The following is a 25,517-nucleotide window of genomic DNA, read 5'->3' on the forward strand; positions in this document are numbered from 1 at the left end:
GCATATTATGAAAATAGTTTATATGGGAACGCCTGATTTTGCCGTGCCGCCACTAGAGGCTCTTGTAAGATCAGGATATGAGGTTGCAGCAGTTGTAACGCAGCCGGACAAACCGAAGGGAAGAGGCAAGACACTTATGCCGACTCCGGTGAAAGAAGAAGCAATGAAGCATGATATACCGGTGTATCAGCCGCTTAAGGTCCGGGAGCCGGAATTCGTGGAGATTCTGGAAAACATTGCTCCGGACATCATTGTTGTGGCAGCATTTGGACAGATCATTCCAAAGAAGATCCTGGATATGCCGAAATACGGATGTATCAATATCCATGCATCCCTGCTTCCGAAATACCGTGGAGCCGCTCCGATCCAGCAGGCAGTGATTGATGGTGAGAAGGAATCCGGCGTGACGATCATGAGAATGGGAACCGGCCTGGATACCGGTGATATGATTTCCAAAGTGGTTGTTCCGCTTGATAAAGAGGAGACAGGCGGAAGTCTTTTTGATAAACTTGCACAGGCAGGGGCTTCTCTTCTGACTGAAACACTTCCTTCCATAGAAGATGGAACAGCTTCCTACGAGGTACAGCCGGAAGAGAGTCCGACACCGTATGCGGCGATGATCAATAAGAAAATGGGACTTATGGATTTCTCAAAAAGTGCAGCAGAACTTGAAAGACTGGTACGAGGACTGAATCCGTGGCCGAGTGCATATACTTTTCTCAATGGTAAGACACTTAAAGTATGGAAATCCACAGTAGAAAAAACAGTAAATGGTGGAAAAACTGTTCCGGGAACAATCATTGCGGTGGATAAAACCGGAATTCATGTAGCCTGCGGCGAAGATGTACTGGTTCTTTGTGAAGTACAGCTTGAAGGAAAGAAGAGAATGGAAACAGATGCGTTCCTTCGAGGATATCAGGTTGAGGTCGGAACAGTACTGACAGATCATAAGGAGTGATAAGATGTACACATATGGTTATGGATATTATGGATTTGACTGGACGTACCTTCTTCTTGTAATTGGTATGCTTTTGTCGCTTCTGGCATCTGCAAAACTAAAAAGTACCTTTGCACGTTACAAAAGAGTGAGAAGTGCATCAGGACTTACTGGTGAAGAAGCTGCCCGAAGGATTCTGTACAGTGCCGGAATTACAGATGTACAGGTAAGGCCGATAGCGGGCAGTCTGACGGACCATTACGATCCCCGGACGAAGACAGTGAATCTTTCACAGGATATTTACGGGCAGACTTCGCTGGCAGCAGTTGGAGTTGCTGCACATGAGTGCGGACATGCAATCCAGCATGCGACCAACTATGCCCCGCTTGAAATGCGAAGTGCGATCGTTCCGGCAGCGAATCTGGGAAGCAGCCTGTCGTGGCCATTATTTCTGATCGGACTTTTTGCAGGGATCCAGCCACTGGTGACGGCAGGAATCGTATTGTTTTCACTGGCAGTCTTGTTTCAGCTTGTAACACTTCCTGTTGAGGTCAATGCATCTTCAAGAGCTCTGAAAATGCTTCAGAGTACGGGAATTCTCGGATCAGACGAGGCAAAGGGAGCCCGCAGCGTGCTGACAGCAGCTGCAATGACATATGTTGCAGCTTTAGCCGGATCGATCCTGCAGCTTCTGAGACTTATCATACTGGCAGGAGGAAGACGTGATGACTAGCGGCATTAATACAAGAGAAATGATACTGGAGATTCTTCTTCAGATCAATGAAGAAGGAGAACACAGTCATATTGCAATCCGAAACGCACTTTCCAAATATCAGTTCCTTCCAAAGCAGGAACGTGCCTTTATTACAAGAGTCTGTGAGGGGACTCTGGAATACAGGATCCTGATCGACTATATTATAGATTCTTTTTCAAAGATCACAGTAGACAAAATGAAACCGCCGATCAGAGAAATCCTGAGAAGTGCAGTATATCAGCTGAGATTTATGGACAGGGTACCGGACAGTGCCGTATGCAATGAGGCAGTGAAACTCGCACAGAAAAAAGGCTTTTACAATCTGAAGCCTTTTGTGAATGGGGTGCTTCGAACCATCGCGAGACAGCAGGATGAGCTTGAGTATCCGTCAAGAAAAGTAAATCTGGTACGACATCTTTCAGTCCGGTATTCCATGCCGGAGCCGCTGGTTCTCCGTTGGCTGAATGATTACGGCGAGGAGATCACGGAGAAGATGCTTGTAGATTTTCTGAAAGAAAAACCGGTGACAGTACGTTGCCGTACATATCTCAACTCGGTGGAAGAGACCTGTGAAAGTCTGAGAAATCAAGGGGTTAAGGTAGAGCCGGCACCGTATCTTCCTTATGCATTCAAAATCTCAGAATACAATCATATTCTGGCACTGGATGCGTTTATTCAGGGAAAGATCGTGGCACAGGATGTCAGTTCCATGCTGGTTTCAGAGATTGCAAACCCGCAGAAGGGCGATTACATCATCGATATGTGTGCGGCTCCGGGCGGCAAAAGCATTCATCTTGGAGATAAGATGGAAGGCTTTGGTACTGTGGATGCACGTGATGTCAGCCAGTATAAGGTGGAGCTTATCAACGAAAACATTCACCGTACAGGAGCTATCAATGTTCAGGCTCATGTGCAGGATGCGACGGTATTTGATGTGGAATCTGAATGTAAGGCGGATATTGTTCTTGCAGATGTACCATGCTCCGGATATGGAGTGATCGGAAAGAAACCGGAGATCAAGTATCGCTCTACTGTACAGAAGGAAGAAGAACTGGTGATTCTTCAGAGGAATATTCTGGATAAAGCTGCAGAATATGTAAAACCAAGAGGAGTACTGATCTTCAGTACCTGTACGGTTGCCAAAGAAGAAAACGAAGAAAATATGATGTGGTTTATGAATAACCATCCATTTAAACTTGAAAGTATTGATGAGTTTGTTCCGGATGAGCTTAAATCCGAAACGACCAGCCTTGGATATCTGCAGCTGCTGCCAGGTGTTCATGGAACGGATGGATTCTTTATGGCGAAATTCAGAAGGAAATAAACATGACAGATATAAAATCAATGACGATTGAAGAACTGAAAGGGCTTATGACAGAGCTGGGCGAAAAGCCGTTTCGTGCAAAGCAGATATACAGCTGGCTGCATGAGCACCTGGTTACTTCTTATGATCAAATGGAAAATATTCCCAAAAGTCTCCGACAGAAGCTGGAGCAGTATCCGATCACAGTACTGGAGACGCTGGACGTTCAGATATCAAAGATAGACGGTACCAGAAAGTATCTGTTCCGTCTGTCCGACGGAAATATGATTGAAAGTGTTCTTATGAAGTACAAACACGGCAATTCCGTCTGTATTTCTTCACAGGCAGGCTGCCGTATGGGCTGCAGGTTCTGTGCCTCCACGATTGGAGGTCTGACAAGAAACCTGCTTCCGTCAGAAATGCTGGACCAGATATACAGGATACAGGATTCTCTTGGTGAGAGAGTTTCCAATGTGGTAGTGATGGGAACGGGTGAACCGATGGATAATTATGACAATCTCCTTCGCTTTATACATATTCTCACGGAAGAAGGAGGCATTCATATCAGCCAGAGGAATCTCACGGTATCGACCTGTGGACTGGTGCCGCAGATCTATAAACTTGCAGAAGAAAAACTGCAGATGACGCTGGCAGTATCTCTTCATGCACCAAACGATGAAAAACGGCGGGAACTTATGCCGATCGCAAACAAATATACAATCGATGAACTCCTGGAGTCCTGCCGGAACTATTTCAACAAAACCGGCAGAAGAATCACTTTTGAGTACAGTCTGGTCGCAGGTGTAAACGACAGCAGAGAAGATGCAAAAGAGCTTGCAGACCGTCTTAAGGGACTGAACTGCCATGTAAACCTGATTCCGGTAAACCCTGTAAGAGAGCGTTCTTTCGTGCGTTCAACCAGGCAGGCGGTGGAGAATTTCAAAATAAATCTTGAAAAATACGGAATAAATGGTACTATTAGAAGGGAAATGGGCAGCGATATTGACGGTGCCTGTGGCCAGTTAAGAAAACGTTACATGGAAAAAACAGAAAGTGAGAAGTGACATGAGGGTATATTCAGCTACGGATGTAGGACAGAAGCGGAAAATGAACCAGGATTATGTGTTTGTTTCCGAGACCCCGGTAGGAAATCTCCAGAATCTGTTCGTTGTTGCCGATGGCATGGGCGGTCATAATGCAGGAGATTACGCGTCCTCTCATGCTGTTCAGACATTGGTGGATGAGATTCAAAAAGACGCAGATTTCAATCCTATCAAGGTAATTCGTCATGCCATTGAGACCGCCAATACAGAGATCCTTGAGTCCGCCAGGAGAGATGAAGCACTGCGCGGAATGGGAACAACTATGGTAGTGGCCACGATTGTAGGGCATTATCTGTATGTTGCAAATGTTGGTGACAGCCGCCTGTATATCATCCAGGGAAAGATTCGCCAGGTTACAAAAGACCATTCACTGGTAGAAGAGATGATCAGAATCGGAGAGATCAAGCGGGAAGAGGCAAGAAATCATCCGGATAAAAACATTATCACGAGAGCACTTGGTGCGGAGAGAACTGTCGATATTGACTTTTTTGACCTTAAGATGGAACCGGGCAGTACCATCCTTATGTGTTCCGACGGTCTGAGCAATATGGTAGAGGACAGCAAGATTGAAGAAATTATATTGAACCAGAACGAGGAACTGCCACAGAAGGGTGAAAGACTTCTGAGAGAAGCCAACCAGAATGGTGGTAAGGATAATATTGCAGTGATACTGGTAGAACCATTCACGAATGAGGTAGAAAAATGTTAAAGACAGGAACAATCATAGCAGAACGTTATGAAATTTTAGGGAAAATAGGCACCGGCGGAATGGCGGATGTCTATAAAGCAAAAGATCATAAGCTCAACCGCTTTGTTGCGGTAAAGGTATTAAAGCCGGAATTCAGAGAGGATACAACGTTTATCCGTAAATTCCGCAGCGAAGCACAGGCAGCAGCAGGTCTTACACATCCGAATATTGTCAATGTATTTGACGTAGGAGATGATGGCGGTGTTTATTACATCGTTATGGAACTGATCGAGGGAATCACTCTTAAGGAGTATATTGCCAAGAAAGGGAAGCTTTCCATCAAGGAAGCCACAAGTATTGCCATTCAGGTGTCCATGGGACTGGAAGCTGCACATAATCATGGAATTGTTCATCGTGATGTGAAACCTCAGAATATCATTATTTCTACAGATGGTAAGGTAAAGGTCACAGACTTTGGAATCGCAAGAGCGGCTTCTTCCAATACGATCAGCTCCAATGTGATGGGATCTGTACATTACAGTTCACCTGAGCAGGTCCGGGGCGGATACAGTGATGAGAAGAGTGACATCTATTCTCTTGGTATCACTCTTTATGAGATGGTCACAGGAAGAGTTCCTTTTGACGGAGATACGACAGTTGCAATTGCGATCAAGCATCTTCAGGAAGAAATGGTACCGCCAAGTGTATATACCGAAAATCTCCCATACAGTCTGGAGCAGATCATTCTGAAATGTACACAGAAGAGTGTTGGGCGCCGTTACGAAAAAATGGAAGATGTGATCGCCGATCTGAAGCATTCCCTGATCGATCCGCAGGGTAATTTTGTTACTTTATCCTCAGTAGATAATGAGGCTAAGACAGTTGTTATTTCAGATGAAGAGCTGGGAGAAATCAAGAGTACTCCACGTACCTCTTCACAGAAGCTGGAAGTAGATGATCTGGAAGAGGAAATCTATGATACAGATTATGACCAGGACGATGATGATTACGAGGAAGCTCCAAAACGCAAAAAATCCGCCAAGAAGAAAAAAGGTCCTAACACAGCAGTTACGATCGTTGCCCTTCTGGCAGGAGCTGCAGTTTTAGTCGGTGCAATTTTTGTAATCGGTAAGGTATCGGGTATCATAGGAAGTAATGGAACGGAAAATACACAGAAGACAGAGCAGGAAACAGCTTCTGCAGACCAGGATGGAATGGTAGCAGTTCCGAATCTGGTAGGTAAGACAGAGGATGAGGCTGCTGCACTTCTGGAAGAAGAAAAACTTGGTAAACAGATGATCGGAGAGGAGAACTCCACACAGGAAAAGGGAAGAATTTCTTCTCAGGATATCCCGGCGGGAACCAAGGTAGAGCAGTATACAACAATCAAATATCATATCAGCAAGGGACAGCAGGAAATTACAATTCCGGAACTTTCAGGTCAGACAGGTGTGGATGCACAGCAGACTCTCGAGGATATGGGACTTACTGTAACTGTACAGAAAGAATATAGTGAGGCTGATGACAGCGGATGGCCGCTTGTCGAACCAGGATATGTGATGAGCGTATCTCCGGAAACAGGCACAAGCATGACAGCAGGAGACTCTGTTACACTGACTGTCAGCCGTGGTCTGGATCATGGTGATACTGCACAGATTCCGAATGTAGTAGGAATGACAAAGAATGAGGCACTTACAGCACTTGGCAAATGGGTGGATATCCAGGTTACAGAGCAGCAGAGTGCAGAGGTACCGGCTGGTCAGGTTATTTCTCAGGATCCGTCAGCAGTTTCAGAGGATGATGACACTGCATATGGCGATCCGGATGAACCAATGGCTATTGTAGTGAGCTGTGGAGACCAGGCACCGTCAGATACAACAGCAGCAGACACAACAACGGATACGGCTGCAGCAGACAATACGGCTCAGCAGAATACCGCAGCTGCAAATGGGGAAGTATGGAAATGTACACAGACTTTGAATACTCCGAATGGATATCAGGGCGGAGCAATTCGTCTGGAACTGATCCAGGAGGCAAATGGTGAGACTACTTCAACGAAAGTGGTTGACGGAGAGGCAATTACTTTCCCATATACTCTGGATATCACAGGTGTTCCGGGTGTAAGTGAAGGAACCTTATATGTATCAGAGCTGATCAATGGAAACTTCCAGCAGCTGGGATCTTATCCGCTGACTTTCAAGAAGGCAGAGTAATCCATGCAGGGAAAGATCATTAAGGGAATTGCAGGATTCTATTATGTTTACGGAGAAGATGATGCACTTTATGAATGCAAAGCCAAAGGTATTTTCCGTAAGGACAACCAGAAACCTCTGGTTGGTGATAATGTAGAGATCACAATATTGGATGAAGCAGAACGGAGGGGGAATCTGATCAGGATTCTTCCCCGTAAGAATTCCCTGATCCGTCCGGCAGTTGCCAATGTGGATCAGGCATTTGTGATTTTTGCGATGGAAGATCCAAAGCCGAATTTTATGCTTCTGGATCGTTTCCTTATCATGATGGAGCAGGCAGGTATCCCGGCAATCATATGCTTTAACAAAAAGGACCTTGCCTCAGAAAAGGAAACACAGGAACTTTATCAGACATATCAGAACTGCGGATATCAGGTACTTCTTACCAGTGCACTAAAGGAAGAAGGAATCGAAGAGATCCACCAGATACTTAAAGGAAAAACTACGGTTGTGGCAGGACCTTCCGGTGTCGGCAAGTCTTCCCTGACGAACCTTCTCCAGCCTGGTGTTCAGATGGAGACAGGAGAGATCAGCAGGAAACTTAAAAGAGGCAGACATACAACCCGTCATTCACAGGTGATTCCTGTGGGGGAGAATACATTTCTTATGGATACTCCGGGATTTTCTTCGCTGTATCTCACCGATATGGAAGAGCAGGAGCTTAAGGATTATTTTCCGGAATTCTTAAGGTATGATGAACAGTGCCGTTTCCAGGGATGCAGGCATATTCATGAGCCAGGATGCAGAGTAAAGGAAGCTCTTGAAGAGGGCGAGATCAGCAGAATCCGATATGAAGATTATCTTAGTTTATATGAAGAATTAAAAGAGAAAAGGAGATATTAAATGGAATATCAGTTGTGCCCGTCTATTTTATCAGCGGATTTTAACCGTCTGGGCGAACAGATTCAGATACTGGAGAAACAGGGAGTGAAATGGCTCCATATTGATGTTATGGATGGAGATTTTGTGCCGAGTATTTCTTTCGGAATGCCGGTGATCCGTTCTATCCGAAAAGAATCCAGAATGTTTTTTGATGTGCATCTTATGGTAAGTGCACCGGAGCGATATATTCAGGATTTTGTAGCCTGCGGTGCAGATTCTATCACGGTACATTCAGAGGCCTGTGAGGATCTGGAGCGTGCGATCGAACTGATCCGTGATGCAGGTGTCAAAGTGGGCGTGTCCATCAAACCGGCAACTCCGGTCAATGACATCAGTCATCTGCTGGATGAGATAGATATGGTTCTGATCATGACTGTACAGCCAGGGTTTGGCGGACAGAAATATATTCCGGAATGCACAGAAAAGATCCAGGAGCTCAAGGAGATCATCGACAAAGAAGAACTGGATGTAGACATTCAGGTGGATGGTGGAATCAACGATTCTACTCTGGAGACAGTGATGGATGCTGGAGCAAATCTTCTTGTGGCAGGTTCCTATGTATTTCATGGAGATCTTGCATCAAATGTTCAGAGAATACAGGAAAAAATCGAAAATATCAGCGAAAGACTGAATTGAGGCACGAGATGAAAGATACGATCATCGTAAGCGGGGGCAATATCCAAAAAGATTTTGCCCTCGATTTTTTGAAAAAAAACAGAACAGAACACACCTGTATCATTGCAGCGGACAGAGGTGTGGAATTTTTTATGGGGACAGACCTGAAACCGGACATTGCAGTGGGAGATTTTGACAGCCTTTCAAAAGAAGGCGAAGCATATATGGAAACTCTCACAAATACGGAAATCCTCCGATTAAAGCCGGAAAAAGATGACTCCGATACGCAGTCAGCGGTGAACTATGCGATAGAGCATGGTGCCGGAAAAATTATGATCCTGGGCGCAACCGGAAACCGAATTGACCATCTGATGGCGAATTTCGGTCTTCTGATGTTGGGAAAATCAAAGAATGTACAGATTATTCTGGCAGATAAATATAATTATATGTGCCTGATTGAGAATGGAACGATTCTCAAAAAAGAAGAGCAGTTTGGAAAATATGTTTCTTTCTTTCCGATAGGAGGAGAGGTCTGCAATCTGACTCTTAAGGGCTTCAAATATCCGCTGGATGGTTACTGCCTCAGGACAGAAGACAGCGGTCTGACTGTCAGTAATGAATTCAGAGAGGCAAATGCAGAAGTTACCTTTGATTCCGGCACACTGCTTATGATCATGTCCATAGACTGAAAGACAGTGTAGTTACAGATAGACTTTTTATAATGTGTGTGCTAGAATGAAGCAGAAAATATAATCAATAATAACGAAATGGAGAAATAGAGATATGAAACTTGGAATCGTGGGACTGCCAAACGTAGGTAAAAGTACATTGTTTAACTCCCTGACAAAAGCAGGGGCAGAATCTGCAAACTATCCGTTCTGTACCATTGATCCGAACGTGGGTGTTGTAACGGTACCGGATGAAAGACTGAAACTTCTGGGAGATTTTTACCACTCAAAGAAGGTCACTCCGGCAGTGATCGAATTTGTTGACATTGCAGGACTTGTAAAGGGAGCATCCAAAGGAGAGGGACTTGGAAACCAGTTCCTTGCAAACATCCGTGAAGTAGATGCCATCGTTCATGTAGTGCGCTGCTTTGAGGACTCGAATGTCATCCATGTGGATGGAAGCATTGATCCGCTCAGAGATATTGAAACCATCAATCTGGAACTTATCTTCTCAGATATTGAGATTCTGGAGAGAAGAATTGCAAAAGTGACCAAGACCGCTCGTATGGACAAAGAAGCTGCCAAAGAACTTGATTTCCTTCAGAAAGTCAAGACACATCTCGAAGACGGACAGATGGCTATCACAATGGAACTGGAATCAGAGGATGAAGAAGGCTGGATGGGAACCTATAATCTTCTGACCTGGAAACCGGTGATCTATGCCGCAAATGTAAGTGAGGATGATCTGGCAGATGACGGAGAGTCCAACGAATATGTTCAGGCTGTGCGTAAATATGCAGCAGAGCAGAAGAGCGAAGTATTTGTGATCTGTGCGGAGATCGAAGAAGAAATTTCCGAACTGGATGATGATGAGAAAAAAATGTTCCTGGAAGATCTGGGACTTAAGGAATCCGGCCTTGAGAAACTGGTAAGAGCAAGCTACAGTCTTCTTGGATTAATGAGTTTCCTGACTTCAGGTGAGGATGAGACACGTGCATGGACGATCAAGATTGGCACAAAAGCTCCTCAGGCAGCCGGAAAGATCCATACAGATTTTGAGCGTGGATTTATCAAGGCAGAAGTTGTTAATTATAAAGATCTTCTTGACTGTGGTTCCTATGCAGGAGCAAGAGAAAAGGGTCTTGTCCGCATGGAAGGAAAAGAATACATTGTTCAGGATGGAGATGTGATCTTATTCAGATTTAATGTATAATGAAGGTGTTTTATGAATATGTCGATTCGTTTTCCACATTTAGGTATTAACCTTGGATATGTGGGTGAAACTGTTTCGGTTTTTGGGTTTGAAATTACCATATATGGGATTTTTATAGCAGTCGGAATGCTTGCCGGGCTTTCTTTTATCATCCTGCAGGCAAAGAGACAGAACCAGGATCAGAATCTTTATCTGGAGGCACTGATCCCGGGAGTCGTGTTTGGCGCGGTGAGTGCCAGAGTATGTTATATAGCTCTGCACTGGAACATTTTTGCCAAAGAACCCCAGCAGGCATTATGGGATATCCGTACAGGCGGAATGGTCATGTATGGTGCACTTCTTGGCGGGATAGCAGCCCTGGCGGTTTTTTGCAAGATCAGGAAGCTGTCATTTGGAAGAATGGCAGATACCATCATCCCTGGTGTGGTCGTCAGCCAGATGATCGGAGTGTGGGGGAATTTTTTCAGCAGAGAGTATACAGGAAGATATACAGACAGCATTCTGGCTATGCAGCTTCCGGCAGAGACTTTAAGCGGTGCAAGGCTGACGGCAGAAATGCAGGAAAACATAGTGAAGATAGGAGATATTTCCTATGTTCAGGTGCATCCGCTGTTCATTTATGAGAGTCTGTGGTGCTTTTTTCTGCTATGTGTGCTTCTTATTTATACGAAACGGAAGAAATTTCAGGGAGAGATCTTTATGAGATATCTTGCCGGATACGCGTTGGGAAAAGCAGGAATTGAATTTCTGTGTACGGACAGAATCTATATTCCGGGAACGGAGATTTCTGTTTTTGTGCCGGTTTTAGCAGGGATTTTTGTGATATTCAGCATCGTTGCGACTGTAAGGCGTATTCTTTCCAAGAAGCGTGAAAAGATTCACAGACGTCGGCTGGAAGAGCGTTATGCAAAGGAGGAAAAATCCTCGCGAGGCTATGAAGATATGCAGAGCTTTGAAGATGTCAGGGATGAGTTTCGGGAAGTTTTTGCAGAGGCAAAAGAGAAACCATCAGAGGAAGCCAATCCTGAAAAATCCGAGGAATTACAGAAACCGATTTCAGATTCTAAATAAACAAAAGATGCGATAAATAATAAAATCCAAAGGGAAGTTTTCTTGAAAAAACATAAGAAAACTTCCCTTTTTCAGAGAAAAAAAGAGGCTTGTATGCATTAAAAAAACTCAGATTCCCACTTGTAATTTAACAGTAAATGGGGTAGAATTGTTTCATAAGTGGTAGAAAGTGGTGAATAGTGGTGGGGAATGGAGAGAATGTGGCAGACTTGACAGCTCCACCAGAGATGTACGAAGGGGAGAATCGTACTCTTGAGAGCAGGTGAGTTTTATGTTCATGGGAGAATACAATCATGTAATAGATGCGAAGGGGCGTCTGATCATTCCTGCCAGGTTCAGAGAACTTTTGGGAGAAGAGTTTATCATGACCAGAGGATTGGATGGTTGTCTTTCAGTTTATCCCATGGATGAATGGGAAACATTCGAGAAGAAACTCAGAGCCTTACCACTTACAAATAAAAATGCGCGAACCTTCACACGTTTCTTTGTAGCAGGTGCCACAAACTGTGAACTGGACAGGCAGGGGAGAGTCCTTGTGCCACAGCCACTAAGGGAATTTGCCGGTCTGGAGAAAGAAGTGGTACTCACAGGAAACCTGAACCGGATTGAGATCTGGAGCAAGGAAAAGTGGAGCGAGAACTGCAATTATGATGATATGGACAGTATCGCAGAGAGTATGCGGGATATGGATATCATCATCTGAGCAATACGCCGGAAAGAAATCCAACAGGAGACGGATATGGAATTTAAGCATAAGTCTGTATTACTGGAAGAAACCATTGACGGCTTGAATATTAAGCCGGACGGGATCTACGTGGATGGAACGCTGGGAGGAGCAGGGCACGCAAGTGAAGTGTGCCGCAGACTTTCTGCCAAGGGGAGATTTATTGGCATAGATCAGGATCAAGATGCAATAGTTGCTGCGAGTGACAGGCTGGCCGCCTACGAGGACAGAGTGACGATCATTCGCAGCAATTATTGTTACATGGCTAATGAACTTCACAGCCTGGGAATCCAGAAAGTCAACGGAATTGTTTTAGACCTGGGAGTTTCATCGTATCAGCTGGACAATGAAGAGCGGGGATTTACCTATCGGACAGATGCACCTCTGGATATGAGGATGGATCAGAGGCAGAGCAGGACAGCCGCTGATATTGTCAATGGTTATGAAGAGAAAGAACTGTACCGTATCATTCGTGATTACGGTGAAGATAAATTTGCAAAGAATATAGCGAAGCACATTGTGGCGGCCAGACAGCAGAGTCCGATCCGCACCACCGGAGAACTGACAGAGATCATCCGTCAGTCTATTCCGATGAAGATGCAGGTAACCGGAGGACATCCGGCGAAGCGGACGTTTCAGGCAATTCGCATTGAGTTAAACAGAGAACTGGATGTTCTCAGAGAATCATTGGATGGAATGATCGATCTCCTTGATGATGGAGGAAGAATATGTATTATCACGTTCCATTCTTTAGAGGATCGTATTGTTAAGACGATCTTCCGCAAAAACGAAAATCCATGTACATGTCCATCGGACTTTCCGGTGTGTGTATGCGGCAAAAAATCCAAAGGAAAAGTTATCACCAGAAAGCCTATTCTTCCAACGACAGCAGAACAGGAAGAAAACCCAAGATCTAAAAGTGCAAAACTGAGGATTTTTGAGCGGAGATTTTCAGACTGAAATATAGGAGTTGAAGGGCGTAGATGGAAAGGACAAACAGGGCAGTCACAAACAGAAAAGGCAAAGTAAATGCAAGAAATGCCCGTGGGATGTATATAGATGGAAATACAGTAAAGAGACTGCAGGAGGTGCCGGGACGCAAACCGGCAGCTTCCCGGGAGCAGTCCGTGAAGCATAGAAGTACAACACGCACGGTAACAGCCGGCACTCAGAGAATAAGCCGTGAGACCAGGCGTAACCGTGAAAAGGCAATGAGTATGGGACGTGGATTTGTAACGTTCCTGGCAGTTGTAAGTGTGGCAGTGTTGTTTTGCTGTGTCAACTATCTTCAGCTGAAGGCAGAGCTGACAGGAAGGATTAAATCCGTAGCAGGCCTGGAATCCGAATGGGCTCAGCTTAAAGAAGAAAACGATGCATATGAAAGTCAGGTGACATCGGAAGTTGATCTGGATCAGATCAGAGAAATCGCGATCGGCCGTCTGGGAATGAACTATCCCACTGATAGTCAGAAGAAGACTTACAGTGTGCCAAGCAGCAGTTATGTGAGACAGTATCAGGATGTACCCTGAAAGTAAGAGGTGAGAATTTGAGCGATACCAGACAGAGGAAACGTAAGAAACCTCAACCAAAAATCAATCATACCATGCGGGGAAAGCTAGTAGGACTATTTGCAGTAGTAATACTAGCTTTAGTTTGTTTGTTGGGACGTATTACGTATATTAATGCGACCAGTGGAACCAAGTATAAGAAACGAGTACTTCTGCAGGCACAGCAGTCCTATCAGAGCAGTGTACTTCCGGCCAAGCGAGGCAATATTTATGATTGTAACGGAAATCTCCTCGCTACAAGTCAGAAGGTTTATACAGTGATCCTGGACTGTAAGGAAGTCAATGATGAAAAGCATGACTATGTAGATGCGACGGTCAAGGCACTTGTAGATGTTCTGGGTATTGATGAGGATGATATCCGAAAGAAACTTACAGATCCTGCGACAAGCTCCAGCCAGTACCAGATCCTCAAAAAACAAATAACAATGGATCAGAAGAAAGCATTTGAAGAATATGCTTCTCCCGGTGAGGACAGCGGTCTTTCCGAGAAAGAACTGGAAGAACGTGCAAATGTACAGGGAGTCTGGTTTGAGGAAGATTATCTGAGAATCTATCCTTTTGATGAACTTGCCTGTGATACCATCGGTTTTACTCTTTCGCGAGAAACAGCAGATGCTGGGCTGGAAGGTTATTATAACAGTACCCTGATGGGAACGGATGGCCGTCAGTATGGATATATCAATGATGAGTCAGATGCTGAACAGACGATCATGGAGCCAGTAACCGGGGAAAGTATCGAGACGTCGCTGGATGTGGGAGCACAGCAGATTGTAGAAAAATATGTCAATGGCTTCAAAGCCAGCATGGGTGCCAAGAACATTGGTGTGATCGTAATGAGGTCGTCGACCGGCGAAATCATCGCCATGGATGGAGGAGACAGATATGATCTGAATAATCCAAGAGATATGTCACAGGTGTATTCTCAGGAAGAAATCGACAAAATGTCAGATGAGGAAACCGTGACGGCATTGAATGCCATGTGGGGAAATTTCTGTGTAACAGATGCTTTTGAAGTAGGATCCGTTGTAAAGCCAATCGTCATGGCAGGTGCCCTGGAGAAAGGCAAGATCTCAGCAACGGATACGTTTAACTGCGATGGCGGCGAAACCTTTGGTGCAAACGGAGATACCTATATCAAATGTGCGGTATGGCCGGATGCACATGGAACGGAGACCTTAAGGGAGGTCATTGCAAACTCCTGTAATGATGGAATGATGCAGATCGCAGCCAAAATGGGGACAGAGGCTTTCCTGAAAGCACAGAGTCTATTTAATTTTGGTTCCCGTACAGGAATCGATCTTCCGAATGAGGGGGCGGGCGTTATCCATACGACAGAGACCATGGGAGAAACGGAGCTTGCCTGCTCGGCATTCGGTCAGGGATTTACTTGTACGATGCTTCAAGAGATCAATGCAATGTGTTCGGTTATCAATGGCGGATATTATTATCAGCCGCACCTGGTGACTGCAATCAAGGACAGCAGCGGAGGTACGGTCAGAACAATTAATCCGGTGCTTCTCAAACAGACAATCTCTTCTGACATTTCGGCAGACATTCGTTCTTACATGCAGGCCAGTGTTCTGGAAGGTACAAGCCGTACCTCCAAGGTAGAAGGCTACAGTTCTGGTGGTAAGACAGGTACTGCCGAGAAACTTCCGCGAGGAAATAAGAAATATATCGTTTCTTTTATTACCTTTGCACCGGTGGAGAATCCGCAGGTACTTATGTATGTGGCTGTAGATGAGCCGAATGCGGAGGAACAGGCAGACAGTAAATATCCTCAGTATATCGCACAGGGAATCCTGTCAGAGCTGCTTCCGTATCTGAATGTAACACCGGACGAATCAGAGGATGGAACCATCCCGAAAACAGAGTTGTGGGAAGGATTTAAGGGAAATCTTGTGGATGCCTCTGGAAACACTGTGGATGTAAATGTGGGCACGGATGATGAAGGTGATCTGAAAGAAGCAATTTCAGATACAAACGTGCCGGAACCACCAGAAGACAGTGAAGAAGATGCTGAACAGGACAATGATATGGAAAGTGAAGGCCTTACTAATGAGGAGGCTGGACTGGACTAAGATACGGTGATTCCCTCCGGGGACTGGACATATAATAGTATGACAGTCTTCGGGGGGATTTTTTATGAAAAAAAATCTGACTTTTCATAAAAAAAAGGTATGGACAATTTTTCTTTTATGTGCAGTCATGATGCTGGGACTGACAGGAAGACTTGTTTATCTGATGGGGGTCAGAGCGGACTATTATAGTGAGAAAGCACAGGAACTCCATGAGAGGGAACGACCGATCAAAGCAGCGCGGGGAAAAATAGTGGATGCGAAGGGAAAAGTTCTTGCATCAAATAAGATTGTCTGTACGGTATCTGTCATTCACAGCCAGATTAAGGAGCCGGAAAAGATCATTTCCCTGTTGTCGCAGAAACTGGAACTATCAGAAGATACAGTGCGAAAAAAAGTAGAAAAAATATCCTCCATAGAGAGAATGCGGACAAATGTAGAAAAAAAGGTGGGAGATGAAATACGAAAGGCCGGTCTTGCGGGGGTAAAGGTGGATGAAGACTACAAGCGATATTATCCATGGAATTCGCTTGCTTCCAGAGTCCTGGGATTTACAGGAGCAGACAACCAGGGAATCATAGGCCTTGAGGTGGAATATGAAGATGTGCTGAGCGGTGATTCGGGCAAAATCCTCACGACTACTGATGCGAGGGGAATCGAACTGGATGAAATCGGAGAAAACCGGAAAGAACCCAAGACAGGCAGCACGCTTCGAACCAGTCTGGATATCAGCATACAGGAATATGTCCAGCAGGCTGCTCTGAAGGTTATGGAAGAAAAAGATGCTGAAAGAGTTTCGATTCTTTTGATGAACCCTCAGAACGGAGAAATCTATGCCTGTGTAAATGTGCCGGAATTTGATCTGAATCACCCGTTTGAACTGAATACAGATGCGGATACTTCCGGCCTGAGTGCAGAGAAGAAGCAGGAACTGCTGAATCAGATGTGGAGGAATCCCTGTCTGAATGATACCTATGAACCGGGTTCTACATTCAAAATCATCACAATGGCAGCAGGTCTTGAGGAAGGGGCTGTAACTATGGAGGATCGTTTCTACTGTCCCGGATACAAGCTGGTCGATGACAGAAGGATCCACTGTGCAAACAGGAGAGGACATGGTTCGCAGAATTTTGTAGAAGGAGCACAGAATTCCTGCAATCCCGTATTTATCGAAGTAGGATTGAGACTTGGGGTGAAAAAATACTATCAATACTTCAGAAAATTCGGACTTCTGGAAAAAACCGGCGTTGATCTTCCGGGAGAGGCGGGTACGATCATGCACAAGCCTCAGAATATGGGAAATGTAGAATTGGCAACAGTTTCCTTTGGCCAGTCCTTTCAGATCACACCGATCCAGCTTGCGGCAACTGTGAGTGCACTGATCAACGGAGGACGACGGGTCACTCCTCATTTTGGAGTGGCGGTTGAAGATGAGAGCGGAGAAATTATAAAAGAGTTGGAATATCCTGTAAAAACAGGGATCCTCTCAGCCGAAACATCTGAGAAAGTCCGGTATATACTGGAAAAAGTTGTTTCTGAGGGTTCGGGAAAAAATGCAGCGATCGAGGGATACAGAATCGGCGGCAAGACGGCTACTTCACAGACACTTCCAAGAAGTGCCAACCGTTATATCTCTTCATTTCTTGGATTTGCTCCCGCAAAAGAGCCGCAGATACTGGCCTTATGTATCATTCATGATCCCAAGGGTGTCTATTATGGAGGAACCATTGCAGCCCCTGTTGTCCGGACAATTTTTGAGAACATTCTTCCGTATATGAAAATAGAAGGATAGAAGGAAAGGGATGTGACTGTTCACAGTAACGATAGGGTTGCGAAATACGTCAAAAAGCCTTATAATCAAACATGATAAAAAAACAAAAGAATGATAAGAGGTGTGAGGATGAATTATCAAGTTGTAATCCCTGTGCTGATCTCTTTTGCGATCAGTGTGATTTTGGGGCCGATCATCATCCCGTTTCTGAGAAAACTCAAGATGGGACAGACAGAACGTGTGGAGGGTGTGCAGTCGCACCTGAAAAAAGCAGGAACTCCTACAATGGGAGGCGTCATTTTTCTGATAGCTACGGTTATAACATCCCTGTTTTATGTCAGAGATTATCCGAAGGTGATTCCGGTACTGTTTCTGACACTGGGATTTGGTATTATCGGATTTCTGGATGATTACCTTAAGGTAGTTCTGAGACGTTCTGATGGTCTTCTTCCATGGCAGAAATTTTCTCTGCAGGTAGTTGTAACCGCAGTATTTACGTATTATCTTGTGAATTATACAGATGTAAATCTGGCAATGCGTATCCCATTCTGGTCAGATCATTATCTGAACCTTGGATGGCTGGCTGTTCCGGTTCTTTTCTTTGCAGTGATTGGAACTGTGAATGGTGTAAACTTTACAGATGGTCTGGATGGACTGGCATCCAGTGTAACACTGATCGTTGCGGTATTTTTCTCTGTGGTTTCCATTGGAACAAAGAGTGGGATCGAGCCGATCACCTGTGCAGTTGTGGGTGGTCTGATGGGATTTCTGCTGTTTAATGTATATCCTGCCAAAATTTTTATGGGTGATACGGGATCTCTGGCACTGGGAGGATTTGTCGCAGGAGCTGCCTATATGATGCAGATGCCGCTGTTTATCCTTCTGGTAGGTCTGATCTATCTGGTAGAGGTACTGTCCGTTATCATACAGGTAACTTATTTTAAGAAAACACATGGGAAACGTATCTTTAAGATGGCTCCGATCCATCATCATTTTGAATTATGCGGATGGTCGGAAACAAGAGTTGTAGCTGTGTTTTCTATTATAACAGCAGTGATGTGTCTGATCGCACTTCTTGCACTGTGATTTTGAACAGGTTGCTGTGAACGAAGTGAAGGGTAACCAGCTTACAGGAGGAAAAAAGAATGGATTTACAGGGAAAAAGAGTACTTGTCTTTGGAACAGGCAAAAGTGGTATCGGAGCCGCGGATCTTCTGGAACAGACAGGGGCTCATGTGATTCTCTTTGACGGAAATGAAAACACAGATAAGGATGCAGTTCTGGGTAAACTTGCACATGGAGAGAAGGCTGAGATCTATGCGGGAGAACTCCCGAAAGAAGTAGAAGCAGGTCTTGATCTGGTAGTACTCAGTCCCGGAGTACCGACAGATATTCCGGTCGTACAGAAGTTTTATGATATGGGACTTCCGGTATGGGGAGAAGTGGAGCTTGCTTATCGTACAGGAAAGGGTCGTGTGCTGGCGATCACCGGAACAAACGGAAAGACTACTACGACAGCATTGCTTGGCAAGATCATGAGTGATGCAGAGAAATCAGTTTTTGTGGTAGGAAATATCGGAACACCGTATACATCCAAAGCATTGGAAATGAAAGAAAATTCTACAACAGTGGCAGAGATCAGCAGCTTTCAGCTTGAGACGATTGAGGAGTTTGCACCACAGGTCAGTGCTATCCTTAACATCACAGAGGATCATCTGAATCGTCATCATACAATGGAGGAATATATCCGCGTCAAGGAACTGATCGTCAAAAATCAGAAACCGGAGAATTTCTGCATTTTGAATTACGAGGATCCGGTATTGCGTGAATTCGGTAATAATATTGTTCCGAAAACGGTTTATTTTTCCAGTGTAAGGAAGCTTGACGAGGGAATTTATCTGGATGGAGATCTGATCGTACTTAAGCTGGAAGGTAAAGAAATTCCGTTTGTACATACAGGTGAACTTAAGCTTCTTGGACAGCACAATTTTGAGAATGTGATGGCGGCAGTGGCAATGGCATATTGTGCAGGCGTTTCTGTGGAGAGTATCTGCAAAAGTATCTGCGAATTTACAGCAGTTGAGCACCGGATCGAATATGTCACAGAGAAGAATGGCGTTGTTTATTACAATGATTCCAAGGGAACCAATCCGGATGCTGCGATTAAGGGCATACAGGCTATGAACCGTCCTACGCTTCTGATCGGAGGCGGCTACGATAAGGGTTCCAGCTATGATGAATGGCTGAATGCTTTTGATGGCAAGGTACGCTGCCTTGTTCTGATCGGACAGACAAAAGACAAGATCAAAGAAGCAGCGGAGCGTCTTGGCGTGTGTCCGTGTATCATTCTGTGTGAGGATCTCAGGGAAGCAGTGGATATCTGTGCACAGAAGGCAGAACCGGGAGATGCAGTCCTTCTTTCTCCTGCCTGCGCAAGCTGGGGACAGTTCGATAACTATGAACAGCGAGGCGATATGTTCAAAGAATACGTAAAAGCACTTTGATAAAAATGCTGTACTTATATTAATATAGAAGAAAAAAGAAAGTCAGATTTGAATGAAAACAGATCAGACTTTCTTTTAGTTTACAGCAGATTTGAGAAGCTGATACAAAGAAAGAGAAGAGAATCACAGAAAATTTCACGAAACATATAATAAAGGTAAGAGGCCCTTTGGGAGTGAAACGATTGGATAAACTTCGCATAGCAGGAGGAACTCCTCTTCATGGTACGATACGGATACAGGGTTCCAAAAATGCTGCACTTCCCATGATGGCGGCTGCACTTCTTTATCCCGGAATCAGCGTACTCAGAAACTGTCCCCGGATCGCAGATGTATTTTGCATGGAAGAAATCCTTGGTACACTCGGCGTAGATACCCGGTGGCAGGAACATGATCTGTATCTGGACTGTACGAAGGTACAAAAAACAGAAATATCTGCTTTTTATACAGAAAAAATGCGATCTTCTGTTATACTGCTCGGAGTACTGCTGGGAAGAGTGGGCAGGGTATCCATGGGATATCCGGGAGGCTGTGTGATTGGAAAAAGGCCGGTGGATCTTCATCTGTATGCACTTCGGAAGTTTGGAGCAAAAGTAGAAGAGTGTACAGAGAAGCTGGAAGCGGTATGCGAAAAGCTTCATGGAACGGAGATTTTTTTCGCCGGAAAAAGTGTAGGGGCAACGGAGCAGGCTGTTCTGACAGCAGTTTCTGCCAGTGGAAAAACAAGAATTTATAATTGTGCAAAAGAACCGGAGATTATCTGGCTGTGCAGATTCTTAAAGAAGATGGGAGCAAGTATTCAGGGAGAAGGAACGGAGGAGATTCTGATCGAAGGAGGAAAAATCATTCAGGGCGCAGATATGCAGGTGCCGCCAGATCGAATCGTTGCCGGGACATATCTCTGTGCAGCAGCAGCCACCAGAGGAAGGATTGAGATCCAGAATCCTCCACAGGGTGAACTCACGGCCTTCCTTGAAGTATATCGCAAAATGGGTGGACAATATGAATGGAACAGTGGTAAACTAGTAGCGGACGGAAGCCGGGTGCGATTTCCTGTTTCTATGACAGAAACTGCTGCATACCCGGGATTTCCTACAGATCTGCAGTCACTTCTGATGGCAGTGCTGGCAACGATTCCGGGAAAGAGCTGTATTCTGGAATCTGTTTTTGAGGATCGCTTCAAGATAACCGGAGAGCTTAACCGGATGGGAGCAGAGATCAGAACAGAGGGAAGAAAGGCGTGGATCAGAGGCACCTCTGATTTACAGGGAGGATATTTACAGGCACAGGAACTGAGAGGTGGAGCAGCACTGGTAGTTGCAGCACTTGCTGCAAGGGGTGAATCTATTGTAGAGGGATATTCATTTATCTGCCGGGGATACGAAGATATCGTTCAGGATATTTCAGATCTTGGCGGGAAAATCAAGAAGGATACAGGAATGACGACATATGAATACATCCAGTAATATTAATACACGGAAACTGATCATGGGCAGTGTGGCCATCATAATCCTGGCCGCTGTTATTTTTTTCTTCGCTTTTTTTCAGGTGAAGACCGTTGAAGTCATGGGAAGTGAGCATTATTCAGAGGATGAACTGAAAGAGGCAATCCTTAAGGGACCATTGACCTCCAACACGATTTTTGCTCCGAGATTTTATTCCAAAAATGCGGCAGAAAAATTTCCATATATCGAGAATTTCAGCGTGAAACGTTCCGACAGACATAAACTGATCATCAGTGTCAAAGAAAAGAGCGTGGTAGGCTGTATTCCTTATCTGGACAGCTATATTTATTTTGACAATAACGGATATTTTGTAGAGGGAAGTAAGATAAGAGACACAAAGGTGGCTTTTTTTGACGGGATACAGCCTTCAAAGATTGTGATGAAAGAAAAGCTTCCAATCAAAGGAGCAGTCCTGAACACGGCGGTTGCTCTTTCTACAATTTTTGCCAAGAATGATAAGGTGCCGGATCATATCAGTTTTGATGACAATTATGAAATCAGCCTTATGTATGGTGATGTCACGGTCCAGCTTGGCAAGGATGAATATCTGGAGGACAAAATGACAAGGGCGATCGCCATTTTGCCACAGCTTGAGGGACAGAAAGGAATCCTCCACATGGAAAATATCTCACGCAATTCGAAGATGGTGACATTTGAAGCCGAAGAAGAGGAGATCACCGCAGAGAACTGGAATGGTGGTTATGATGAGAATGGTGATTACACCGGTGATGGAGAATATGATGAATCCGGAAAATATGTGGGACCTAAACCGGTGACAGCACTGGATACGGCCATTGAGAACTGGGTAGGCGGCTACGACGAAGAAGGGGATTATACCGGAAGTGGAGAGTACGACGCTGATCTTAATTATGTTGGTCCTGCACCGACGCAGGAACTGCTGGACAGCTTCGGTGACTGGACCGGCGGATACAATGAGTCGGGCGGATTTGACGGAGTTGGTGAATACGACGCAGAGGGAAATTATGTAGGAGCAAAACCAGAAGATACAGAAGATAACTCTGATACGGATAATGAAGATGGAAGCTCGCAGGAAGAAGATTCCGAAGAAGAAAGCACCGAAAACACCGGGGAAGATAGCTATGAAGACGGCTACAGTGAGGAGGAAAGCGACTATTATGAAGGGGAAGAATAGGCTGCGGTCCACTCCGTTTACAGCCTCTGGGCAAAATCCATTCCAGATCACCGATGACGAATAATCGTGAAAAAAGTATAAAAAAACAAAATTAGTGGTTGATTAATTCAAGAAAAAAATATATGATATATCTATATGTAGTTTGATATATGATAATATCAGGGAGATAAAGGAGGAAGTACATTGTTAGAGATTATGTCAAATGAGGCCGAGTCTTCCGCCAAGATTATTGTAATTGGCGTAGGCGGAGCAGGAAATAATGCAGTAAACAGAATGGTGGAAGAGGCCATCGGAGGAGTAGAGTTTGTTGGTGTAAATACTGATAAACAGGCCCTGACACTTTGCAAAGCTCCAACAGTACTTCAGATTGGTGAAAAGATTACGAAGGGCCTTGGCGCAGGTGCACAGCCTGAAGTTGGCCAGAAGGCTGCTGAGGAGAGCATAGAAGAAGTGAAACAGTTAATGGAAGGTGCAGACATGGTATTTGTTACCTGTGGTATGGGCGGCGGCACCGGTACAGGTGCAGCACCGGTTATCGCAGCAGCAGCCAAGGAGATGGGTATCCTGACAGTTGGTGTCGTTACGAAGCCTTTCCGTTTCGAGGCAAAAACACGTATGAACAATGCTCTGTCCGGAATCGAGAATCTGAAGAAAGCTGTTGACACACTGATCGTCATTCCGAATGACAAGCTGTTAGAGATCGTAGATCGTCGTACGACCATGCCGGAGGCGCTTCGTAAGGCAGATGAAGTACTTCAGCAGGCAGTACAGGGCATCACAGACCTGATCAATCTTCCGGCACTGATCAATCTTGACTTTGCAGATGTTCAGACTGTAATGAGAGATAAGGGAATTGCTCATATTGGTATCGGTGAGGCAAGAGGAGATGACAAGGCGATGGAGGCAGTACAGCAGGCGGTATCCTCCCCGCTTCTGGAAACAACTATCAAGGGTGCAACTCATGTCATCATCAACATTTCCGGAGATATTTCTCTTATGGATGCAAATGATGCAGCAAGCTATGTACAGGAGCTTACCGGAGAGGATTCTAACATCATCTTTGGTGCAATGTATGATGATTCCGTTGCAGATTATGCAAGAATCACAGTAATTGCTACAGGACTTTCTGATCTGGAAGCCAAATCCACACCATTTGGCAACAGAAGCAATACAACACCATTCGGTGTTCGCAGACCGGCAGCAGGCACTGCAGGGACAACCCAGACACAGCAGCCGACTATGAGCATGCCGAGTTTCAATCTGCCGAATATGCAGAGTACACCGACATTTACAAGCAAAGTACCATCAAGCACTGTACAGAAGAAAGACATCCAGATTCCGGATTTCCTTAAGAACAGATAAATGACAGACTAAAAGACGCTGTGAGTTCACAGCGTCTTTTTTTGACCGTATCCAAAGTGATCAGAACTTTTCAGAGAAGGTCAGCACTTACAGGAGAAGGTATCACATTTTGTATCGCAGCATTCTGTGGCATGACAGCCGGAAACATTAATGGCAGAGGCTGTACATTTGCAGTGGTCGTTGTAGGTACATTCCTGAGCCTTACAGTCAATATTGATCTTTTCACAGCCACAGTGCTGAGCAGTACAGTTCATGGCAGAGCCGGAAGAATTGCGGTCGCGGAAGCTTCCGCAGGTAGTATCCTCTGCATGTCGGGCATTTGCACCGGTGATCTCGATATCACCTCTGGAACAGAGTTCGTTGTCGTTGTACATGCATTTTACAGCAGAACATTTCAGAATTGTCATAGTCAGTTATTCCTCCTTGGATTTTGTCGGACTTATGTGTCCATATTTAAGTATTCGCAAAAAAAATAAAAATATACAAAAAACTGCTTGACTTTCATAAAAAGGGATGGTATCTTAATACAGTACGTAAAGAAAACGAAGCAGAGATTCACTCTCACCTCAGCGCAGACTGATTGCGGCTCAGGTTTATATGCAGGGATATACAGGATGTTCCTTTTTGAATTTGTATATCGCATGGCATTTTAGTCATGTATCACTGGGTATAATAGAGTGTGGATTCTGTCCATGCTCTTTCTTTTTGAGGGGAAGAGGAGAATAACAGGAAGTTCTCGGTAATTTCATTACCGATTAGTTCATAAGGTGACTGAGAGTCAGAGTATATCATTTATTTACAGGTATGGAGGTGTACTACAATTAGCAATTTAATGATTAACGAACAGATCAGAGACAGAGAGGTACGTCTGATTGGACCGGACGGAGCACAGCTCGGAATTGTGTCAGCCAGAGAAGCAATGGCGAAGGCACAGGAAGCAGGACTTGACCTTGTAAAGATCGCGCCGCAGGCAAAACCACCGGTGTGTAAGATCATTGATTACGGTAAATACCGTTATGAGCTCTCCCGTAAGGAAAAAGAAGCTAAGAAGAAACAGAAGACGATCGACATCAAGGAAGTACGTCTTTCACCAAACATTGATACAAATGACTTAAAGACCAAGGTCAATGCGGCAAGAAAATTCCTTTCAAAGGGCGACCGTGTGAAAGTTACACTTCGCTTCAGAGGAAGAGAGATGGCACACATGGCAAGCAGCAGACATGTCCTTGATGATTTTGCGGAGCTTCTTGCAGATGTTGCAACAGTGGAGAAAGCACCTAAGATCGAAGGAAGAAGCATGACCATGTTTCTCAGCGAAAAGCGTTAAGCAGTTACCAGAACATTATGCCGCCAGTGCATGAGACTGGTA

23 protein-coding genes are annotated in these 25,517 nt (G+C 44.9%); 22 read left to right on the forward strand and 1 reads right to left on the reverse strand.

Annotated features, from left to right (window positions below):
• Positions 1-7: 7 nt before the first annotated feature.
• From fmt to ftsZ, 21 genes are all read left to right on the forward strand, one after another.
• Entirely contained in the window at positions 8-958 is a 951-nt protein-coding gene (fmt, locus tag LIR34_RS06190; RefSeq protein WP_173902280.1) for a methionyl-tRNA formyltransferase, read from the forward strand.
• 4 nt (positions 959-962) lie between these two features.
• Positions 963-1,670, forward strand: coding sequence for a zinc metallopeptidase (locus LIR34_RS06195; protein WP_161286361.1), 708 nt, complete (start codon positions 963-965; stop codon positions 1,668-1,670).
• Entirely contained in the window at positions 1,663-3,015 is a 1,353-nt protein-coding gene (rsmB, locus tag LIR34_RS06200; RefSeq protein ID WP_173902281.1) for a 16S rRNA (cytosine(967)-C(5))-methyltransferase RsmB, read from the forward strand. The genes LIR34_RS06195 and rsmB overlap by 8 nt, the downstream gene beginning before the upstream one ends.
• A gap of 2 nt (positions 3,016-3,017) precedes the next feature.
• The gene (gene rlmN, locus LIR34_RS06205; protein ID WP_161286359.1) at positions 3,018-4,058 is read left to right on the forward strand and encodes a 23S rRNA (adenine(2503)-C(2))-methyltransferase RlmN; all 1,041 of its coding nucleotides are present in this window, start codon (positions 3,018-3,020) and stop codon (positions 4,056-4,058) included.
• A 1-nt stretch (position 4,059) separates the two neighbouring features.
• The gene (locus LIR34_RS06210) at positions 4,060-4,806 is read left to right on the forward strand and encodes a Stp1/IreP family PP2C-type Ser/Thr phosphatase (RefSeq protein WP_161286358.1); all 747 of its coding nucleotides are present in this window, start codon (positions 4,060-4,062) and stop codon (positions 4,804-4,806) included.
• On the forward strand, positions 4,800-6,998 hold the full coding sequence (gene pknB, locus LIR34_RS06215) for a Stk1 family PASTA domain-containing Ser/Thr kinase (RefSeq protein WP_173902282.1): 2,199 nt from the start codon (positions 4,800-4,802) through the stop codon (positions 6,996-6,998). The genes LIR34_RS06210 and pknB overlap by 7 nt, the downstream gene beginning before the upstream one ends.
• A 3-nt stretch (positions 6,999-7,001) precedes the next feature.
• Positions 7,002-7,880, forward strand: coding sequence for a ribosome small subunit-dependent GTPase A (rsgA, locus tag LIR34_RS06220; RefSeq protein ID WP_161286356.1), 879 nt, complete (start codon positions 7,002-7,004; stop codon positions 7,878-7,880).
• Positions 7,881-8,555 carry a ribulose-phosphate 3-epimerase gene (rpe, locus tag LIR34_RS06225; RefSeq protein WP_173902283.1) on the forward strand — a complete coding sequence of 225 codons (675 nt, stop codon included), beginning with the start codon at positions 7,881-7,883 and terminating at the stop codon, positions 8,553-8,555.
• On the forward strand, positions 8,552-9,223 hold the full coding sequence (locus LIR34_RS06230; protein ID WP_320442961.1) for a thiamine diphosphokinase: 672 nt from the start codon (positions 8,552-8,554) through the stop codon (positions 9,221-9,223). Before rpe ends, LIR34_RS06230 begins: the two co-directional genes overlap by 4 nt.
• A 94-nt stretch (positions 9,224-9,317) precedes the next feature.
• A complete protein-coding gene (gene ychF / locus LIR34_RS06235; RefSeq protein ID WP_173902285.1) occupies positions 9,318-10,415 on the forward strand; it encodes a redox-regulated ATPase YchF in 1,098 nt (365 codons plus the stop codon).
• A 12-nt stretch (positions 10,416-10,427) separates the two neighbouring features.
• Positions 10,428-11,486 carry a prolipoprotein diacylglyceryl transferase gene (locus LIR34_RS06240; RefSeq protein WP_173902286.1) on the forward strand — a complete coding sequence of 353 codons (1,059 nt, stop codon included), beginning with the start codon at positions 10,428-10,430 and terminating at the stop codon, positions 11,484-11,486.
• Positions 11,487-11,757: 271 nt separating this feature from the next.
• On the forward strand, positions 11,758-12,189 hold the full coding sequence (gene mraZ / locus LIR34_RS06245) for a division/cell wall cluster transcriptional repressor MraZ (protein ID WP_161286205.1): 432 nt from the start codon (positions 11,758-11,760) through the stop codon (positions 12,187-12,189).
• Between the two features lie 36 nt (positions 12,190-12,225).
• The gene (gene rsmH, locus LIR34_RS06250; protein ID WP_161286204.1) at positions 12,226-13,170 is read left to right on the forward strand and encodes a 16S rRNA (cytosine(1402)-N(4))-methyltransferase RsmH; all 945 of its coding nucleotides are present in this window, start codon (positions 12,226-12,228) and stop codon (positions 13,168-13,170) included.
• 23 nt (positions 13,171-13,193) lie between these two features.
• Entirely contained in the window at positions 13,194-13,739 is a 546-nt protein-coding gene (locus LIR34_RS06255) for a hypothetical protein (protein ID WP_173902287.1), read from the forward strand.
• 131 nt (positions 13,740-13,870) lie between these two features.
• Positions 13,871-15,859 (forward strand): peptidoglycan D,D-transpeptidase FtsI family protein, encoded by a 1,989-nt coding sequence (locus tag LIR34_RS06260; protein WP_244092232.1) that lies wholly within the window; start codon positions 13,871-13,873, stop codon positions 15,857-15,859.
• A gap of 64 nt (positions 15,860-15,923) precedes the next feature.
• On the forward strand, positions 15,924-17,648 hold the full coding sequence (locus LIR34_RS06265; RefSeq protein WP_161286202.1) for a peptidoglycan D,D-transpeptidase FtsI family protein: 1,725 nt from the start codon (positions 15,924-15,926) through the stop codon (positions 17,646-17,648).
• Between the two features lie 108 nt (positions 17,649-17,756).
• Positions 17,757-18,713 (forward strand): phospho-N-acetylmuramoyl-pentapeptide-transferase, encoded by a 957-nt coding sequence (gene mraY / locus LIR34_RS06270; protein WP_173902288.1) that lies wholly within the window; start codon positions 17,757-17,759, stop codon positions 18,711-18,713.
• Positions 18,714-18,772: 59 nt separating this feature from the next.
• Positions 18,773-20,131 (forward strand): UDP-N-acetylmuramoyl-L-alanine--D-glutamate ligase, encoded by a 1,359-nt coding sequence (gene murD, locus LIR34_RS06275; RefSeq protein ID WP_173902289.1) that lies wholly within the window; start codon positions 18,773-18,775, stop codon positions 20,129-20,131.
• 173 nt (positions 20,132-20,304) lie between these two features.
• Positions 20,305-21,594 carry a UDP-N-acetylglucosamine 1-carboxyvinyltransferase gene (gene murA / locus LIR34_RS06280; protein ID WP_265107710.1) on the forward strand — a complete coding sequence of 430 codons (1,290 nt, stop codon included), beginning with the start codon at positions 20,305-20,307 and terminating at the stop codon, positions 21,592-21,594.
• On the forward strand, positions 21,578-22,786 hold the full coding sequence (locus tag LIR34_RS06285; RefSeq protein ID WP_161286199.1) for a cell division protein FtsQ/DivIB: 1,209 nt from the start codon (positions 21,578-21,580) through the stop codon (positions 22,784-22,786). The genes murA and LIR34_RS06285 overlap by 17 nt, the downstream gene beginning before the upstream one ends.
• Positions 22,787-22,981: 195 nt before the next feature.
• Complete coding sequence (ftsZ, locus tag LIR34_RS06290) at positions 22,982-24,148, forward strand: cell division protein FtsZ (protein WP_161286211.1); 1,167 nt, start codon at positions 22,982-22,984, stop codon at positions 24,146-24,148.
• An 80-nt stretch (positions 24,149-24,228) separates the two neighbouring features.
• Here ftsZ and LIR34_RS06295 read toward each other — a convergent pair whose 3' ends face one another.
• The gene (locus LIR34_RS06295) at positions 24,229-24,555 is read right to left on the reverse strand and encodes a DUF1540 domain-containing protein (protein ID WP_173902290.1); all 327 of its coding nucleotides are present in this window, start codon (positions 24,553-24,555) and stop codon (positions 24,229-24,231) included.
• A 425-nt stretch (positions 24,556-24,980) separates the two neighbouring features.
• Here LIR34_RS06295 and infC point away from each other — a divergent pair, with 425 nt between their 5' ends.
• Positions 24,981-25,475, forward strand: coding sequence for a translation initiation factor IF-3 (gene infC / locus LIR34_RS06300; protein ID WP_022215329.1), 495 nt, complete (start codon positions 24,981-24,983; stop codon positions 25,473-25,475).
• The last annotated feature ends 42 nt before the right edge of the window (positions 25,476-25,517 follow it).

This window comes from Blautia sp. MSK17_66 (assembly GCF_020538025.1).
Taxonomy (GTDB): Bacteria; Bacillota; Clostridia; order Lachnospirales; family Lachnospiraceae; genus Blautia_A.

Coding starts and splice junctions, on each gene's coding strand:
- fmt (WP_173902280.1), top strand. CDS start 8: ATGAAAATAGTTTATATGGGAACGCCTGATTTTGCCGTGCCGCCACTA.
- LIR34_RS06195 (WP_161286361.1), top strand. CDS start 963: ATGTACACATATGGTTATGGATATTATGGATTTGACTGGACGTACCTT.
- rsmB (WP_173902281.1), top strand. CDS start 1,663: ATGACTAGCGGCATTAATACAAGAGAAATGATACTGGAGATTCTTCTT.
- rlmN (WP_161286359.1), top strand. CDS start 3,018: ATGACAGATATAAAATCAATGACGATTGAAGAACTGAAAGGGCTTATG.
- LIR34_RS06210 (WP_161286358.1), top strand. CDS start 4,060: ATGAGGGTATATTCAGCTACGGATGTAGGACAGAAGCGGAAAATGAAC.
- pknB (WP_173902282.1), top strand. CDS start 4,800: ATGTTAAAGACAGGAACAATCATAGCAGAACGTTATGAAATTTTAGGG.
- rsgA (WP_161286356.1), top strand. CDS start 7,002: ATGCAGGGAAAGATCATTAAGGGAATTGCAGGATTCTATTATGTTTAC.
- rpe (WP_173902283.1), top strand. CDS start 7,881: ATGGAATATCAGTTGTGCCCGTCTATTTTATCAGCGGATTTTAACCGT.
- ychF (WP_173902285.1), top strand. CDS start 9,318: ATGAAACTTGGAATCGTGGGACTGCCAAACGTAGGTAAAAGTACATTG.
- LIR34_RS06240 (WP_173902286.1), top strand. CDS start 10,428: ATGAATATGTCGATTCGTTTTCCACATTTAGGTATTAACCTTGGATAT.
- mraZ (WP_161286205.1), top strand. CDS start 11,758: ATGTTCATGGGAGAATACAATCATGTAATAGATGCGAAGGGGCGTCTG.
- rsmH (WP_161286204.1), top strand. CDS start 12,226: ATGGAATTTAAGCATAAGTCTGTATTACTGGAAGAAACCATTGACGGC.
- LIR34_RS06255 (WP_173902287.1), top strand. CDS start 13,194: ATGGAAAGGACAAACAGGGCAGTCACAAACAGAAAAGGCAAAGTAAAT.
- LIR34_RS06265 (WP_161286202.1), top strand. CDS start 15,924: ATGAAAAAAAATCTGACTTTTCATAAAAAAAAGGTATGGACAATTTTT.
- mraY (WP_173902288.1), top strand. CDS start 17,757: ATGAATTATCAAGTTGTAATCCCTGTGCTGATCTCTTTTGCGATCAGT.
- murD (WP_173902289.1), top strand. CDS start 18,773: ATGGATTTACAGGGAAAAAGAGTACTTGTCTTTGGAACAGGCAAAAGT.
- LIR34_RS06285 (WP_161286199.1), top strand. CDS start 21,578: ATGAATACATCCAGTAATATTAATACACGGAAACTGATCATGGGCAGT.
- ftsZ (WP_161286211.1), top strand. CDS start 22,982: ATGTCAAATGAGGCCGAGTCTTCCGCCAAGATTATTGTAATTGGCGTA.
- LIR34_RS06295 (WP_173902290.1), bottom strand. CDS start 24,555: ATGACAATTCTGAAATGTTCTGCTGTAAAATGCATGTACAACGACAAC.
- infC (WP_022215329.1), top strand. CDS start 24,981: ATGATTAACGAACAGATCAGAGACAGAGAGGTACGTCTGATTGGACCG.